The 14,812-nt window shown below is 42.0% G+C and carries 15 protein-coding genes; 1 reads left to right on the top strand and 14 read right to left on the bottom strand.

Annotation, left to right across the window (positions count from 1 at the left end; genetic code table 11):
* Positions 1 to 70: 70 nt before the first annotated feature.
* Genes araA through IEE86_RS12365 form a run of 3 tightly spaced genes read right to left on the bottom strand, consistent with a single transcriptional unit; the run spans position 71 to position 3,833 of the window.
* Positions 71 to 1,492 (bottom strand): L-arabinose isomerase, encoded by a 1,422-nt coding sequence (gene araA, locus IEE86_RS12375; RefSeq protein ID WP_191097487.1) that lies wholly within the window; start codon positions 1,490 to 1,492, stop codon positions 71 to 73.
* A 17-nt stretch (positions 1,493 to 1,509) separates the two neighbouring features.
* Positions 1,510 to 2,214 carry an L-ribulose-5-phosphate 4-epimerase gene (locus tag IEE86_RS12370; RefSeq protein WP_191097486.1) on the bottom strand — a complete coding sequence of 235 codons (705 nt, stop codon included), beginning with the start codon at positions 2,212 to 2,214 and terminating at the stop codon, positions 1,510 to 1,512.
* Positions 2,208 to 3,833, bottom strand: coding sequence for a xylulokinase (locus IEE86_RS12365; RefSeq protein WP_191097485.1), 1,626 nt, complete (start codon positions 3,831 to 3,833; stop codon positions 2,208 to 2,210). The genes IEE86_RS12370 and IEE86_RS12365 overlap by 7 nt, the downstream gene beginning before the upstream one ends.
* Positions 3,834 to 4,107: 274 nt before the next feature.
* On the opposite strand from IEE86_RS12365, the gene IEE86_RS12360 reads away from it, so the two are divergent.
* Positions 4,108 to 5,208, top strand: coding sequence for a GntR family transcriptional regulator (locus tag IEE86_RS12360; protein WP_191097484.1), 1,101 nt, complete (start codon positions 4,108 to 4,110; stop codon positions 5,206 to 5,208).
* A gap of 19 nt (positions 5,209 to 5,227) precedes the next feature.
* Here IEE86_RS12360 and IEE86_RS12355 read toward each other — a convergent pair whose 3' ends face one another.
* The 11 genes from IEE86_RS12355 to IEE86_RS12305 form a co-directional block, all read right to left on the bottom strand.
* Positions 5,228 to 6,238 (bottom strand): serine hydrolase domain-containing protein, encoded by a 1,011-nt coding sequence (locus IEE86_RS12355; protein ID WP_191097483.1) that lies wholly within the window; start codon positions 6,236 to 6,238, stop codon positions 5,228 to 5,230.
* Positions 6,238 to 6,693 carry a MarR family winged helix-turn-helix transcriptional regulator gene (locus IEE86_RS12350; protein ID WP_191097482.1) on the bottom strand — a complete coding sequence of 152 codons (456 nt, stop codon included), beginning with the start codon at positions 6,691 to 6,693 and terminating at the stop codon, positions 6,238 to 6,240. The genes IEE86_RS12355 and IEE86_RS12350 overlap by 1 nt, the downstream gene beginning before the upstream one ends.
* A gap of 100 nt (positions 6,694 to 6,793) precedes the next feature.
* On the bottom strand, positions 6,794 to 7,519 hold the full coding sequence (locus IEE86_RS12345; RefSeq protein ID WP_191097481.1) for a DsbA family oxidoreductase: 726 nt from the start codon (positions 7,517 to 7,519) through the stop codon (positions 6,794 to 6,796).
* Positions 7,520 to 7,659: 140 nt separating this feature from the next.
* A complete protein-coding gene (gene hxlB, locus IEE86_RS12340; RefSeq protein WP_191097480.1) occupies positions 7,660 to 8,217 on the bottom strand; it encodes a 6-phospho-3-hexuloisomerase in 558 nt (185 codons plus the stop codon).
* Positions 8,214 to 8,846, bottom strand: coding sequence for a 3-hexulose-6-phosphate synthase (gene hxlA / locus IEE86_RS12335; protein WP_191097479.1), 633 nt, complete (start codon positions 8,844 to 8,846; stop codon positions 8,214 to 8,216). Before hxlA ends, hxlB begins: the two co-directional genes overlap by 4 nt.
* 344 nt (positions 8,847 to 9,190) lie before the next feature.
* Complete coding sequence (gene hxlR, locus IEE86_RS12330) at positions 9,191 to 9,547, bottom strand: transcriptional activator HxlR (RefSeq protein WP_012010675.1); 357 nt, start codon at positions 9,545 to 9,547, stop codon at positions 9,191 to 9,193.
* Positions 9,548 to 9,622: 75 nt separating this feature from the next.
* Entirely contained in the window at positions 9,623 to 10,492 is an 870-nt protein-coding gene (locus tag IEE86_RS12325) for an alpha/beta hydrolase (RefSeq protein WP_191097478.1), read from the bottom strand.
* Positions 10,493 to 10,785: 293 nt separating this feature from the next.
* On the bottom strand, positions 10,786 to 11,133 hold the full coding sequence (locus tag IEE86_RS12320) for a YxiJ family protein (RefSeq protein ID WP_191097477.1): 348 nt from the start codon (positions 11,131 to 11,133) through the stop codon (positions 10,786 to 10,788).
* Positions 11,134 to 11,441: 308 nt separating this feature from the next.
* Complete coding sequence (blaBPU, locus tag IEE86_RS12315; protein WP_224740961.1) at positions 11,442 to 12,230, bottom strand: BPU family class D beta-lactamase; 789 nt, start codon at positions 12,228 to 12,230, stop codon at positions 11,442 to 11,444.
* 118 nt (positions 12,231 to 12,348) lie between these two features.
* Entirely contained in the window at positions 12,349 to 13,518 is a 1,170-nt protein-coding gene (locus tag IEE86_RS12310; RefSeq protein ID WP_191097476.1) for an acyl-CoA dehydrogenase family protein, read from the bottom strand.
* A gap of 430 nt (positions 13,519 to 13,948) precedes the next feature.
* Positions 13,949 to 14,779: a manganese catalase gene (locus IEE86_RS12305; protein WP_191097475.1), complete on the bottom strand. Its 831-nt coding sequence runs from the start codon at positions 14,777 to 14,779 to the stop codon at positions 13,949 to 13,951.
* Positions 14,780 to 14,812: the final 33 nt, after the last annotated feature.

Raw genomic sequence — 14,812 nt, 5'->3', positions numbered from 1 at the left:
CACTTAATAAACCGCTTTCATTTCACCCAATGCTTCTACTTTAAGCAGTAGAAGCCTTTTCACCCTTCTCCTATAACACCACATATTCTGCATTGACAAGCTTGGCAAAATGAACAATTTGATCCACCGTTAAATTGAGAGACACGACTGTATGATGACCGCCGCCTTGCTTAATCCACGCTTTGACTCCGTCCTGAAAATTCGGTTTGATTTTCCACAGCACACGTGCAACTGGTAAATGAGGTGCTGCTTCCTCCGGCTCAAAGGCTTCGACTTCTTGTATGAGCCATTTGAAATGTGTTCCAAAATCAGCGATGGAGACAACTACGCCCTCCCCTGCTTTTCCATCAAAGACAAGACGGGCTGGGTCTTCCCGATTTCCAATACCAAGTGGAGACACGACGATGACGGGTTTCGTATGTGCGAGCGATGGATCTACTTCTAACATATGAGATTGCAGCACAGCTTCCTGTCCAGCGGTCATTTCATACGTGTAGTCTTCCATGAAACCCGTGGATTGATGGTGACTCATCACTTTTAGTAAACGGTCCAGTGCAGCAGTTTTCCAATCGCCTTCACCAGCAAAGCCGTATCCCTTTGCCATCAGCCGCTGAACCGCAAGTCCAGGCAGCTGCTTCATCCCATGTAAATCCTCAAAGTTTGTCGTAAAGGCATTGTAGCCGCCTTCATCTAAGAAACGTTTGATGGCAATTTCATAACGTGCTTGCACCTTCACGCTTCTTTCCCATTCTTCAACCGAGTACGTTCCATAATCCACATCATATTGCGTTAAATACTCAGCAAATAATGCATCTACCGCTGCTTCTTCTACTGCGTTAACATATTCGACGAGATCACCTATCCCAAAGTAATCAACAGTCCAGCCTAATTGAATCTGCGCTTCGATTTTATCGCCTTCTGTCACGGCCACGTGGCGCATATTGTCACCAAACCGAGCGACTTTGATGTGAAAGCTTTCTTGATAGGCAGCAGCGACATCCATCCAATCAGCAATTTGCTGCTTCACCTCCGGCTTTGACCAATGACCGGCTACAATTTGGTTTTGTTTATTTAAACGCGCATTGATATAACCATATTCTCTGTCTCCATGTGCAGATTGATGGAGATTCATATAATCCATATCAATCGTGTCCCATGGAATTTTTTCATAATATTGTGTGACGAGATGCAGTAGAGGCTTTTGCAAAAGAGCTGTACCGCGTATCCACATTTTTGCAGGAGAAAATGTATGCATCCATGTCACCACGCCGACAACTTCATCGCGATAATTGACCTCTTTCATAAGCTTTGTGATTTGATCGGCGCTGACTGCCAGCTCCTGAAGCATCATTGGGTATGGAAGTAAACCGCTCTCATTTAAAGCATCCGTCATCTTTTGTGCGTCGGCTTTTACTTGCTTCAGTGCTTCATCTCCATATAAGTGCTGTGACCCAACGATAAACCAAAACTCTTTTTTCTGACTGGTTAACATAGAAATCCCTCTTTTCTTTATCTTGAAGGTTTTTGTCCGTAATACGCTTGATCACCATGTTTTCTTAAGTAATGTTTATCTAAAATTCGCTGCGGCAGAGGCTCCGCATATTCGTTCAATTGCTTGGCAAACAGATTCATTTTGGCAACTTCATCTAAAACCACACTGTTTGTGACTGCACTTTTTGCATCTTTCCCCCACGTAAATGGACCATGACCTTGAAGCAAAACACCTGGCACCGCCATCACATCTATGTTTCTTTTCTCAAAGGTTTCAATGATCAGCCGGCCCGTTTCCACCTCATATCCGCGATTCACTTCTTCTTCTGTCAGAAATCGAGCGCATGGAACAGGGCCGTAAAATGTATCCGCATGAGTCGTGCCCATTGCCGGTAAATCAAGACCTGCCTGGGCCCAAACAGTTGCCCACATGGAATGGCTATGTGAAATACCACCAATTTCCTCGAAGTGTTGATAAAGAACCGCATGTGTAGCTGTATCTGAGGAAGGACTGAATTCCCCTTCCACCACTTGACCGTCAAAGTCGACCACAACCATGTCTTTTGCTGATAATTGGTCATACGCTATGCCGCTCGGCTTAATGACAAATAGACCGCTGTCACGATCGCACGCACTGACATTGCCCCATGTAAATTTCACAAGACCGTATTTTGGCAGATCTAAATTCGCTTGAAACACTTCTTCTTTTAACCGCTCTAGCATACCGTTGTCACTCCTTTCTTTGGCATCAGATGCGTTACTGCCGCTTCTTCAATTGGGAGTCCTTCTTGATAGCGCTTTAAAAATTCGTCAAAGCCTTTGACATCGAGTGGGTCGGGCTCGATGAGCTCTTCTGATGTATTCGCAAACACTTGATGAGTGAGAAATTCCGCCAATGTTTGCTTTTGATGATGAGCCATATATGAAGCAAGGACAGCCATCCCAAACGCACCGCCTTCTCCGGCAGTGGAAACCACTGATACAGGTGTATCAAGTGCTGCGGCAACCATTTTTTGTCCAACGAGCGGTGTTTTAAATAAACCGCCATGTCCTAGTAAACGATCAATCTCGACATGCTCATGTTCTTTTAAGCGATCCATTCCTATTTTCATTGCCCCAAATGCAGAGAAAAGGTGGGTACGCATGAAATTAGCGAGGGTAAATCGGCTTTCAGCAGCTCTGACAAAAAGAGGTCTTCCTTCTGGCAGTCTTGTAATATTTTCACCAGAATAATAGCCGTAGCTTAAGAGTCCTCCGCCATCACGATCTGCTTCTAAAGCTTGCTTCAATAACGCTTCGTATAACCTTTCTGACTCCACTTGCAGGCCCATTGCTTCAAATGCTTCACGAAATATATTCATCCAAGCATTGAGATCACTTGTACAGTTATTCGCATGAACCATGGCGACAGGCAGTCCGTCTGGTGTCGTGACCATATCCACCTCTGGATACACACCTTTTAGATCCTGCTCTAGCACAATCATGGCAAAAACAGAGGTTCCAACTGAAATATTTCCTGTTCGTCTTTCTATACTGTTAGTCGCCACCATTCCGGTTCCCGCATCTCCTTCTGGCGGACAAAATGGAATACCTGGCTGTAAATGCTTGCCTTGATCTAAAATGGATGCTCCTGCTGCTGTTAACACACCAGCTTCTTCACCTGCTAAATAGACCCGCGGCAAAAGATGACGAAGCTTCCACGGATAGCCTTTTTTTGCAATCAATGCTTCAAATTGCTGGAGCATCTCTTCATTGTAGTCCTTCGTTTGTTCATCAATTGGAAACATCCCTGACGCATCGCCAATACCAATGGCCTGCTTTCCGGTTAACAGCCAGTGAATATATCCAGACAAAGTGGTCATATATTCTAATCGGGATAGATGTTTTTCATCTTCTAATACCGCTTGATACAAATGGGCAATGCTCCATCTTTCTGGAATATGAAATTGAAATACGTCTGTCAGCTTTTGACTCGCCTCGATGGTCGTTGCATTCCGCCATGTTCGGAACGGAACGAGAACCTCTCCTGTATGATCACATGCCACATAGCCATGCATCATCGCTGATACCCCGATTGAGCCAATGGTTTGAATGGTCACACCATACTTTTGCTCGGCCTGTTCTTTCATCTCTCGATACGCCACTTGCAGACCTGTAATGATATCAATTAAGTTGTACGTCCATATTCCATCCTGGAGAAAACTTTCCCATTCATATGCACCTTGTGCAATTGGCTGAAATTCCTCATCTATTAAAATCGCTTTAATTCGTGTTGAACCAAATTCAATGCCTAAAGATGTGCGTCCTTCCTTCAAGGTTTTGGCCGTCTCTTCATGATTCATTCTGCGTTCACCCCCATGTTGATAGCGGTTTCAATTTTCTTTTTCTAGATTCATTGATTTTTTCTGTGCACAAATATAATAGCATATTTGTACGTACATATGTCAATAATAAATATAGTTGTACATACACAATATGACAAAAATCTTCGTTTTTCAGAAGATGACATGGCAGAAAGGGAAAGTGCCTGTTTTTGATTAGACAACCATGTTAAAATATGTCCATACAATTTCTTCTCAATCCGAGTAGATGAACAACTGAGAAAGAAGTGAAACGATGAAAAAGAAGTACCAGATCATTATCGATGATATAAAAAGCAAAATACTCACAGGGGATTACCGGATCGGGGAACGGATTCCAACCGAATCAAGCTTACAGGATATGTATCAAGTGAGCAGACATACGGTTCGAAAAGCCATCTTGGAATTGTCGAGCGAAGGATTTTTGCGAAGTGAAAAAGGTTCAGGTACGTTTGTGACCAATCAATATCAAACAAAACCTGCTGGACATGCGCATATGAAAACGATTGGGGTTATCACGACATACATATCCGATTACATTTTTCCTTCCATCATTCGAGGCATAGAAAGCCGCTTAAATGAAGAGAACTATTCTCTGTTACTAGCTAGTACAAATAACGATGTGGATCAGGAGAAAAAAGCGTTAGAAATGATGCTGTCCTTCGGTGTGGACGGACTCATTGTGGAGCCGACAAAAAGCAACTTATATAACCCGAACATTTCGTACTACCTATCCTTTAAAGAACAGGACGTACCCCTTATTATGATCAATGCTTATTATGAGCAGTTAGAGGTCCCTTTTCTCTGTTTGGATGATGTCAAGTCCAGCTACCTAGCCACAAAAGAGCTGATCACCTCTGGACATCAGCAAATCGGACTGATTTCAAAGACGGATGATTTACAGGGGAAATACCGGATGAAAGGCTATATTCAGGCACTTGGTGAAGCCAAGCTTAATTTCCTGCCTGAGCATGTGCTCTTTTTCGATACAGAATCGAAGCAGCATTTAGGGGATCATATCAAATCATTTTTAACGGCGCACCAGCATGAGCTGACCGCCCTTGTTTGCTATAACGATGAGGTCGGATTAGAAGTCGCCAATGTATGCAGCGAAATCGGGCTGTCTATTCCAGATGATCTCTCAATTATTGGACAGGATAATTCGTATATTGCTCAAAAAAATGCCCATGTGAAGCTGACAACATTGACCCACCCTCAGGAGAAAATGGGCCGAGATGCAGCAGACTGGATGATCAAAAAAGTACAAGGGAAAAAGAATCTCCCTGATCAAACATTTTACGAGCCTGAACTCGTTCCTGGTGAAACGATCAAACAAATGAATGCAAAAGCAAAGTGAGCCTCTTTCTGCACAAGGCTCATTTTATTTTAGCGTCAAGCATGTTCATGAGATCATACGCAATTCGATCGGGAGAATCTTGTATAATTCGGTTGCGATAATTGGATAAGACGACCACGCCTGTTTTTGATTGCGGCCTGAAGCCCATAAAGCTGGAAAAGCCAGACGTCGCGCCATTATGACAAATCAAGCCTGTGTCATCTATGACCCATCCGAGTCCCATTGACATGTTTCTGCCCATTTTCAGCCTTGGTTCGCGGGTCATCTTCCACGAAGAATCGGAGCCCGCATTTAAATGTGCGGAGAGAAATGACAATAAATCTGTGATTGTCGAACGAATGGCGCCAGCTCCTTGATAATCAAGCATGTGAAGCGGAGGAACCTCTTTTCCATTTTCTTTATGACCTAAGATCATGTTCTCTTTTCTATCATCCTTGATGGTAATAAAGGTATTTGATAAATTGAGCTCTTCCGCGATATATTCAGTGAGCAGTTGTTCATACGTTTTGTTACGTGACCAGCCCATGACCAAACCAAGAAGGCCCATGCCCACATTGGAATAACGAGATGGGAAAGTTTTTGACTGATTCCACTTTTTCGAGTTTAACAGTTTGATTAATTCATCGAGTGAATATTGACAGTACATATCTCTTTTGACTTTAGGAAGGAAGCATAGCTGAAAGTCTCTAAGAAGACGATGCGCAGGAAGCCCAGATGTGTGGGTTGCTAGCTGCTCTATTTGAATGGGGTGATTCTTTCTAATGTGAGGACAATACAGGGAAATCGAATCATCGAGTTTCATCTGCCCTTTTTGGATCATGCTTGCCAATATACTCGTCGTCAAGACTTTTGAAATAGAGCCAATCTCAAAAATGACATCCTCTGGCTGGACCCGCTTTTGAATGGGATGATCTCCGAAATGAAAGACATGTGTTTCCCCTTGATGAATCAGTCCAATCACAAGCAGTACCTGCTTCTTTTTCACCGTATAAGAAGCAGCAATTTGCTCAACTTCTTGTTTGAGCGTCATCAATCCTCATCCTTCCCTTCATTTTTATTTGCAATCAATTGATCAAGTTTTACATAAATCGATTTCAATGTGGTGATCTCATCGAGGGATAACTTTGAGTAATATTTTTCAATTATCGCAAGCTCTATCTTTCGCATATTCTCGAGGTACGACTTTGCCTTTTCAGAAAGTTCAACGTGCAATTCCCTCCGGTTTTTCGGGTTAATGCTACGGCGAATCCATTCCTTTTTTTCAAGCGTGTTTAACAGCTGACTGACTGCACTTTGAGTGATCCCTAATTGCTGGGCAATTTGAATAGGAGAACTTCCCCCTTTTTGTTCAATGAAATTCAGCACAATATGCTGCTTATCGGTTAACTCATCTACAAATAATTCTTCAAACTCTAACCGGAGCTTCTGATGAATACGTGCTTCAATATTGTTTATATCTTGGATCATAGCTATTTTGGATATCACTGTTATCACCTTCATAATTAAGATAACTTAAATATAAAGGTATCTTTATGATTAATCAATAAAAAATCCCCATCTTAAATAAAGATAGGGAAAATGTCTATTATGCCTCTTCTTTAGGAGAAGGCACTGCGCATACGCCATCTGCACATGCCGCTTCAAACGAATGGTCAGTAGCCTTCTCAGCTTGAGCTGCTTCCTCTGTCCAAGCTGTTTCAAGTGCACGCAGGAAGGTATCGGCTGGCTGCGCTCCTGCTACTGAATATTTTTTATTGATGAGGAAAAAAGGAACAGCAGAAATGCCAAGCTGTCTCGCCTCTTTTTCGTCTTCTCGCACATCATCTGCAAATTCTTCGCCGTCTAAAACTTGCTGCACTTCCTTCAAATCAAGACCAGCTTTTTCTGCTATAGCTAAAAGGGTTTCACGATCCCCTACATGCTTTCCATCTGTAAAATACGCTTGAAACAGCTCTCCCATGACGAGATCGCCTTTTCCCTTTTGACCTGCATATTGCGCCAACTGGTGGGCAACAAAGGTGTTTGTTAAAACGAGCGGATCGAATTGAAAATCGATTCCTTTCTCTTTGCCCGCCTGCTTCACCTGCTCATTCATCGCAATGGCCCTGCTGCGGCTCATCCCATATTTTTTGACGAGCATATCATGCACATCATAATCGACTTCAACAGGTGCATGCGGATCAAGCTCAAAGCTTTTAAATTCTATCTCGACCTGCTCCTTCTGAGGGAATTGTTCAAGCGCTGTTTCCAGCTGTTTTTTTCCTATATAACAAAAAGGACAGGCGATATCTGACCATATTTGTACTTTCATCTTCATCTTCCTTCCGTGCTTACGCTTTTTCTTTTAAGATGTAACTATTATAGTTACATCCGATCACTTATGTCAAGATGCTGCTCTCCATGTAGACGAAAAAGCCTTTCCTTCTAAAAAAGGAAAGGCTTTGAATATGGCTATTCTAAATTCGCATGGTGACCGTACATTGTATGTGTGTCGAGCGCTTTTATTTCCATTAACCGCAAAATGACCGCATCGTACATCAAAAGCAACGATTGCTCGAATAATGAGCCCATCGGCTGAATGGTATGATTGCTTCCTTCATGTTGATCCTTCGGCGCACCTGACAGTAAAATGACTTCATCCGATAGATCAGCTATAGGTGACTCAACCGAAAGCGTGAAAGCTGCCACTTTTCCGCCAATGGCTTTTGCCTTTTTCGCAAACACAAGCAAAGTCTCTGTTCGACCAGAGCCGCTTCCTACAATTAAGAGATCCTCTTCTGTAAAGGAAGGCGTATTTGTTTCGCCAATTACAAAGGCACGGATGCCAATATGCGTCAATCTCATGGCAAACGATTTCCCCATCAAACCAGATCTGCCTGCCCCTGCCACAAAGACCTTTCGTGCAGCTAAAAGGCTTTTGACAAGCCGCTCTGCTTGTTCGTCTTGAATGGCTGAGGAGGACTCAGAAAGCTCACTCAAAATCGCCTTCACATAGTCACTTGTGTTCATGATTGCGAGATCAACTGCTTCATTTGTGCAGCCACTTCTGCTTTATTGTCCTGGCTTGCGATACCGCCGCCGACAATGATCAAATCAGGGTTTAATTTCACGACTTCAGGTAAAGTCTCAAGCTTAATCCCGCCTGCAATCGCTGTTTTTGCTTGTTTGACGACTTGTTTAATCGTCATAAGGTCAGCAAATGAGTTTTGACCAACCGCTTGCAGGTCATAACCTGTATGAACACAAATATAATCGACTCCAAGCGCATCCAGCTCTTTTGCACGGCCTGCGATATCTTTAATGCCAATCATATCGACTAAAATTTCTTTGCCTCTTGCTTTCGCCTCTTTCACCGCTCCTTGAATCGACATATCTTCTGCTGCCGCAAGAATGGTGACGATATCTGCTCCAGCTTCAGATGCCTGCTGCACCTCATAACCGGCCGCATCCATAATTTTTAGATCAGCGAGGACACGTAAATTTGGAAATGCCTGTTTGACTTCTTTTACAGCACGAAGTCCTTCGTTGATCACAACTGGTGTTCCAATCTCGACCACATCAATGGATGCTTCTACTTCTTTGATTAGTTCAATCGCTTCTGGTATATTCACTAAATCTAATGCTAATTGTAATTTCATCAATATTCACTCCTGTTCATTTATATCATGTTCAAAATCTCCGCAGATAATACCTCTTGAATATTTGTTGCATGAAACGAGTATAACAACAGGAATGAAGCAATCCTAGTACGCACTTTTTTTTTACATACTATACTTTTTCGCATATGGTTACAAAAAAGATACTGTCTTTCGACCAGTATCTCAGCGTGTAGACAAACCTTCGCATTCATTGTCAGTCCTGCGTGCCAGTGCTCACGAATGTACAATTCGCTCCACTCGTCCTTCCTAGACTTCAAAGGTTTTCTATCATGCTGAAAAGAAGACAAAGGGCTAAAATAAAGTCATTTTAGCCCTTTGTATTTCTATTTATCATCCTTTAAAAAATTGCTGTCGAGATATTGTTTTCCCCAATCATACATCGCCTCTAAAATCGGCATTAAGCTTTCTCCTAATTCTGTGAGAGAATACTCCACCTTTGGCGGAACGACAGGATAAACCTCCCGGTGCACAATGTGATCTTCCTCTAATTCTCTTAGCTGATTGACAAGCATTCTTTGCGTAATCCCAGGCATTAACGACTTTAACTCACCAAAACGTTTTGTCCCTTCTCTGCCAAGGTGCCATAAAATCAGCATTTTCCACTTACCGCCGATAATATTCAGCGTCAGCTCTTTTTCGCAATTGAACACTTTATTTTCCATTCGTGATGACAACGACATACACTCCTTTAATAACAAACCACTTAGATTTCATGATAACTGCAACAAAATGGATTGTCGAACATATGGTCTTCGTTATTGATTTTGTTTTTTAACAAAAGCCATCACAGCCTCCGTCATTTTTTGTGCTTCTTTTGGCGCTCTGTCTGATCCAAACCATTTATTCAGGTCACTATGACTCAGCGTATGAACCCGAAAAACAAACCGAGAGCCTTTATCATGATTCAGCTTTTCAGCAAATCGGTACACCTCAGGATTTTCCCAGCCTGTGACCAAATAAACAGGTGGCAGGTTGGCTTCGTTCATATAAGTGACAGGCGAAGCCTTTGTCCAGTTCTTTTCCTGTTTGCCAAACACTTTTTTATACGATGGAATAGCTTGTATAAATTGATTGATGTTTAACGGACCATCTAAAATCACGATGGAATTGATCGTTTTTGGCGACAGGTCCACACGTTTTAAGTAAGTCGAATCTGTGGCCACCAATGCCGTCAAATGACCGCCCGCTGAGTGACCCATGACATTGATTTTTGATGAATCGATTTGATACTCATCCGCATGATCCTTGACCCACTTAATGGCATTCGCCGTATCATCTGCCATCTGCTCATAGTGGGCATCTGGATGAAGCCGGTAATTCATCGAAACAAACACATAGCCTTGACCCGTAAAATAATCAGCCTTTGAAGCGACTCTATTCTTATCGCCGCCTGTCCAGCCGCCGCCATGGAGATAGATCATCACTGGATGCTTCTTCTTTTTGTCTTCATCTTTGCCCTTTGGCATGTACATATCGAGTGTTTGCTGTTTATTTTGTGTGTCTGCATAATGGATATTGGTTGTCGGTTTAGGCTGGTTGAAACGGAACACAAAGAATGCGCATACCAATAATCCAGCGATGACCGCCGCAAATAAGAGCCATTTCATGATTCGATTCAATGTCATTGCACCTTTCTGTGTTGGGATGAAGAAGGCTAAATGTTCAAGAAAAGACTAGTCTGTTAAATCCTAACCTTTCATTTGAACAGATGATACATTGGTGAATTTTAGATTGCTTGATGGGTCGCAAATTCGTATGGGATATGCAGGGCAATCCAATTGATCAAGCCGTCATGCTCATTATACTCTTTAAAGTATTGAAATTCATTGATTTGGTTTAGATGGTTGCCATCGAAATTGGGAATTTGTTTCTAGATTTTTTCATCTAAAAACCATACCATAGCTTGTCCTCCAAGAGGTTATTGTATAAGTGCAATGATACGTTTTCTTGTTTCTTCATGATATTGAACATAGGAATGCAATAAAGGATACGATTCAAGGATAGGTTGAAACGATTTGATTTGAGGGTACCGCTCTTCAAATGGCTGACGCAGCACGTTTAACTGTTTTTTCGGTATTCGTTTGTTATCGATTACATAACTTAAGCTGCCTGCAATAAGTGCAAAAAATTCATAAAAATCTTCGGACCACATACCAGTTTCCTCTTCAAAAGAAACGATATCATCTGGATAAGCGGAATGAGAAATGTATTGATAGCGTTTCTTCAAATCATTGATTAAGAATTGTTTATCTTGGCTGATGTTCATGGACCTTTCGCCTTTCTATCAATGTTTTTATAATCTTATTTAGACTTTAATTTTTAATTTTCTTTCACTATCTTCAGTACGATTTTTGTTAATTCTTTTTCGATATCTGCGATAAATTCTTTGATCAAAGTGTTCAATTTATTTTTCTTCAAATTTTCACCTTTTGTATCTCCTAAATAGTTGTTTCAGAAAGTGATTTTTTATCTCTATTTCACTTCAATATTCCCCTATAAATATACCATTATTTCAAACTAATCCATATATCATCAACTTATCAATATATACCCTTTTTCACATAAAAAAGCACCCTAAACGGATGCTTCAATCAAATGATATTTTTTCAATATACGATAGGTGATGTCTTTTGCTTCTATTCCGGTCCCTTCAATATTTGTAGCAAAAATGTAGGTTTTGTTGTGATGCTTGATAAATCCTACGTACCACCCGATGCCTGAACCGGAGCCTGTTTTTCCGTATAGAGTGGTATTCTGCTCTTCTTCTTGTATCATCATTCGTTTGACAGTTTTCATGGCGGAGCGATCAAATGGGAGGCTTTCTTCATATAGCTGTTTCAGGAAACGAACTTGTTCTACCGGAGAAATGCGTAACGTACTGCTTAACCAAAATTGATCGATTCCGCCTGATATGTCTTCGTTCCCATAATGAATGGCTTTCACCCAATGAGTCATGCGTTCTTCCCCGATGTCACGCGCCATGGCTTGATAGTACCAGACGACTGAATCTCTCATGCCGGAACCGAGTGTATGATCCCTATTCCAGCGGTCAATTTCTCTTTTCACTCCGTCCCAATATTTGATATCGTATTCATCTCTCACTGCGCCTGTTTGAAGTCCGATTAAGGCATTTGCCACCTTAAAGGTCGATTGAGGTGCAAAGCGTTCGTTCGCTCTTTTTTTGTTATACACCCAAGGCGACTTTTCTTTTACTTCTTGAATCACAAATGTGCCTTCCCGGCCTTTCATCAATTCATCTACTGACCATGCTGGTGTTGTTCCCTCACTTGATGAAGGATGGCTTATACAAAGTGCCACAAGCATGATGCCTGAAAACAGCCATTTCATATGCTTTTTCTTCAAAACTATCGCACCTCTTCTCATGATTGCTATCGATTGTAGCATGCTGCCTGATGAGAAATAAGAGCCACTTGTCCTCTTTTTTCCAACAAAAAAAGCCGAATTTATCCGGCTTTCTTGTTTATTGTATGTTCGATTTTTTCTCTTCAATCGCCTGCTTTGCCATTTTCGAAATTGTCATATCATCCATTGGCGGGTTATGGAGCCCAGCACGAACATCACGATAATAACGTTGTAGCGGGCAGCCAAGGCTTAAGCTTTTGGCGCCGACTAACCGCATCGCTTTATCGACAATTTGCAGACTATGATTGACAACTGTATGCTTTACAGCGCCAAATTCATTGGTTAACAGCTCTCTTTTTTCTGGCTGCTCATACAATTTAGTCGTTGAATAGATGACGTGACGTGCTTGCTTTAATAACAAGTCGATTTCGCCAATAAGCGTTTGGACATTTGGTAGCTCACTAATTGTCCCGCTGATACTGTTCGGTGAATGGGTGATGGCATACTGAACGGCATAGTCTCTTGCCGCTTGTGCAATTCCTAAATAGCAGGACGGAATATGTGCGATCCAAGGGTTTAACGTACCGCCCCGAGGTCCATTTTGCACTTCAACAAGCATGTCATCTGAGACCACCACCTGATCTAAGATTAAATCATGGCTTTCTGTTCCTCTCATGCCGACAACATCCCACGTTTCTTCTATAGAAACTCCTTTTGTCTCACGATGAATTAAAAAGAAGCCGAGCGCTTCTTTTTCTTCGATCCATACGCCAACTAAAAAATATGTGAGCGCCGGGGACATCGTGGTGAAAATTTTACGTCCATTGATCACCCAATGATCACCTGATCTAGTCGCGGTTGTCCCAGGCTTCCCCCCTCTTGTTGGACTGCCTGTTTGCGCCTCGCTCACGGCCCGGTTGACAAGAGCGCCCTTTTTCACTTCTTCAGCAAAAAATTGTAGCTGCTTTTCACTCCATAGTTTCTTTTCATAAATTTCGCCTACAACCCCTTGATGCCAGCCGATCGATAAGGCAGTCGCTCCATCCATGCTACCGAGCGTCTCTTGAAAGAGAACCATATCCGTCACAGATTGGCCTCCGCCTCCATATTCAACAGGCAGAGACAAAGCTGTATAGCCCATGTCTACTAATGATTCGATATTCTTTTTAGGAAAATAAGCGCCTTCGTCATGTTCTTTTGCGGATTGTTCAATCGTTTCACGAAGAGACTCTAATTGATGGAGCCATGTTTTTTGAAAATCTGTATCGACAAATAATGCTTTAGACAAAACGTTTCCAACTCCTCTGTTTCTCGCAATCTATGATAGATAATTTTTCCAATCAGAACGAATAAAACACACTTTACTTATAGGATTTAATGTGTTAAATTTTATCAATATTAAGTACATATGTCAAAGGAACTTTCTGATCAATATGAACGGCACTTTCGGTTTGAACTTTCACCTAGATATGGTTTCTTCGTTCACCGTCGTCTTCATGACCTCAGCCTGCCACTAAAAGCCACATCCCTTGCGTTTACAATTGGTTTACTGGAAATCATGGGGATCTCTCGTATCTGCTTTAATCTATTGGCTGCTTAGCATTTTCTTTGAACTAGCTTTTGCATTGTTAGAGAAACGAGTGAGCGTGTATGGTAGATCTCTCGGACGTTAAAAAAAGCCGATCAGGCTTAAAACCTGATCGGCTTTTTTTATCTATTTATTCACCCTTTTTTGGCGTGTTAAACATTTCTTTTGGTGCCGGTTTTAGTTTTGGTGCAGAGCCGAACACGACAGGTGCAGAAATATATCTGAACTCCCCTTTTCCATCCATGCTTCGGCCATGCGCCCATCTACCTTCCTTGCTTTCTTCCCCTCTTGAGAAATTAAACAAATCATAGGATACTTGCTGTTTTTCCAGTGAACGCGGGAAGGTGGTTGGGACGACGACATCTCCTTCTCGTTCCTCTAATTCCTTAATTGCCGCAAGCCACATATTTTGATGATATGTATCACGAGCAATCAGAAAGGAAAGCATATCCTTTACGCCGCGATCATCGGTCATTTCATAAAGCCTTGTCACCTGAAGTCGGCCTTGTGATTCTGCATTCAAATTTGCCCGAAAATCAGCCATTAAATTTCCGCTTGAAATGATGTACTTCGCATTCCACGGATATCCTTGACTATCTGCTGCCATCGCTCCTAAACCTGCAACGATTGCATGCTGAGGGTTCATCCCGCCCATGACAGCTGCAAGTGCTGGATCGCTTTGATATGCCTCTTCTTGTTCTTTTACTGGCGCTTTATCAAGTAAACGTGCGATCATCGTCGCCAGCATTTCAACATGACCGATTTCCTCTGTTCCAATGTCAAATAATAAGTCCCTATATTTTTGATCCGCTCGGCAATTAAAGCCTTGAAATAAATATTGCATCATGACGCTGATCTCTCCATATTGACCGCCTAATACCTCTTGCAATTTTTTCGCATAAAGCGGATCAGGCTTAGAAGGCTTTGCTTCATATTGCAGTTCTTTGATGTGATAAAACATGATGTCATCTCCTTATTTACAAACATCTTTTCA

Source organism: Bacillus crepusculi, assembly GCF_014764715.1.
Lineage (GTDB): Bacteria > Bacillota > Bacilli > Bacillales > Bacillaceae > Bacillus.
The sequence above is the reverse complement of the archived record's forward strand: the minus strand, read 5'-3'. Positions and strand labels throughout refer to the sequence as shown.